This window comes from Mesorhizobium silamurunense, assembly GCF_014843905.1.
In the GTDB taxonomy this organism is placed as follows: domain Bacteria; phylum Pseudomonadota; class Alphaproteobacteria; order Rhizobiales; family Rhizobiaceae; genus Mesorhizobium; species Mesorhizobium silamurunense.
This window is the reverse complement of record NZ_LPVS01000217.1, coordinates 1-1,725: the sequence shown is the minus strand read 5'-3', so window position 1 is coordinate 1,725 and position 1,725 is coordinate 1. Positions and strand designations below refer to the sequence as shown.

2 protein-coding genes are annotated in these 1,725 nt (G+C 61.9%); both read right to left on the bottom strand.

The window, feature by feature from the left end; all coding sequences use genetic code 11:
• Positions 1-411: 411 nt before the first annotated feature.
• Positions 412-1,479 carry a cyclic nucleotide-gated potassium channel gene (locus AU465_RS33150; RefSeq protein ID WP_192257238.1) on the bottom strand — a complete coding sequence of 356 codons (1,068 nt, stop codon included), beginning with the start codon at positions 1,477-1,479 and terminating at the stop codon, positions 412-414.
• 20 nt (positions 1,480-1,499) lie between these two features.
• Positions 1,500-1,725, bottom strand: a 226-nt coding sequence (locus AU465_RS36030; protein ID WP_210325374.1) for a hypothetical protein, incomplete at its 5' end; no start/stop codon positions are given.

Here is a 1,725-nt window from a genome sequence, read left to right as displayed (position 1 = left end):
GTCCGCGACTTACTGAAACCGGTGTCCGGGACTTACTGAAACACGCAATCATCACCTGGACATCGACCGGCACGGCCTCGATGCCCTGGAAAGCCACCGTGCGAACCCGCGCCACCATTTTTTCTCAAGCCCCCGGATGCAGGCTCACCTCGGCCTTTGGTCGGACCGCGGGTGATGTCGGCCCAAGACAACCATAGATTTCGGATTTAGGCAAGAACATTACGGGAACAGAGGAACGCCGGTCTTGCGACGATCTTGGGGCCGCGATGATACACCACGACGGTCCGGGACCTGCACACCTCATGCATGTCGCGCAAAAGTGCGCAGCGGTTTTGCGAAAACGACATACATAAAAACAAAGACTTAAAGCGCGTCGCCTGAATCCGTTCCAGCGCGAGCGCTTTAGTACGGTCAAGCCGTCGGTGCCGCGCCGCGCCGCTCGAGCGCGGTCTTGCGGATGATTTCCGCGATCTCCGGGCTGCTGCTGCACAGTATCTGGAAATCCGCCGAGTGCAGCGACAGGAGTGAGACCACCGTTGCAGCGCTGACGGTCGCGATACGCGGTTCGCCGCTGATGAGCGCCATCTCACCGAAGAAGGCGCCAGGGCCAAGCTCCACTGGGTTCGGCGTCGCGACGCTGACGCGCCCCTCCACGACGAAGAACATCCGATCACCGGGCTCACCAATGCGGCAGATCACGGCGCCCGCCGGCACGGTGCGAGGTCTTAACGCGCGCACGATCTCGACCAGCACGGCCGGGCCGAGCTTCTGAAACAACGGCACGGCGGCGACCAATTGCCAATTACGGACGAAATCCCCGCGACGGACTTCTTGATAGAAGCCGGTGGCAAGAATGCCTGCCCAGAGCGCGAAAATGCCGATGCCACTCATCATGACCGCCCCGGCAAGGACGCGGCCGGCGAAGCTTTGCGGAATAGCATCGCCATAGCCGGTGGTGGACAGCGTGACCACCGCCCACCACATTGCCTGCGGGATGCTGCCGAACTTTTCCGGTTGGATGTCGCGCTCGATCACATAGGCCGCGAGCGCGACACCGAACAGAACGATGCCGAAGACCGTGGTGACGCCGATCAGGTTGCGCGCTTCGTTGGTCAGGACCCTGCCCAGCAGCGGGAAGAAAGTCGAGTCGCGCAGCGGTTTCAGCAGCCAGACAGCGCAGTAGAGGCTCCGGTCGGGCGTGCCGACGAGCAGAAATGCGGTGAGTGGAACCAAAACCGCGAGCACATCAATGGCGATTGCCGGCGCCCTGTCCCGAACGTCTCCCGCCCGGCGCTTGAGCAGCGTCCCGACCAGTTGCAGAAGATAGGCGCCCCAAATGACCGCGAGCACGGCAGCCAGAGCCAGTCTGCTTCGTCCGGACAGGTCCGGTGTCGTGAGCGTAGCCACCGCCACAAGCCCAGTCGCAGCCAGCAGCGCGTTGAGCGGCGCGTAAATTCTTGAGAAAGGCAGTACCGACATTCTGTGCCCACGAGCGGCTACTACTCTCCAAAATAGAATGCCTTCAAGGCAAGCGCAAAGGTGCTTACTGTCGCTGCGATGTGCATCACCAACGGTGAACTCAGATGTCCAGGATTGCTTCGTGACCGGACGTGAACAGACAGGCCGCGACCGACGAGAATGACCCGATGCGGACGCTTGATCACTAGGAGCGTATCGTCCGCTTTGCTGCCACTGAACGAACCCGCTCGCGCGGGAGGGCGCGGG

What these genes read in the sequence shown, in the direction of transcription:
- AU465_RS33150 (WP_192257238.1), bottom strand. Translation starts at nt 1,479, where the DNA reads ATGTCGGTACTGCCTTTCTCAAGAATTTACGCGCCGCTCAACGCGCTG.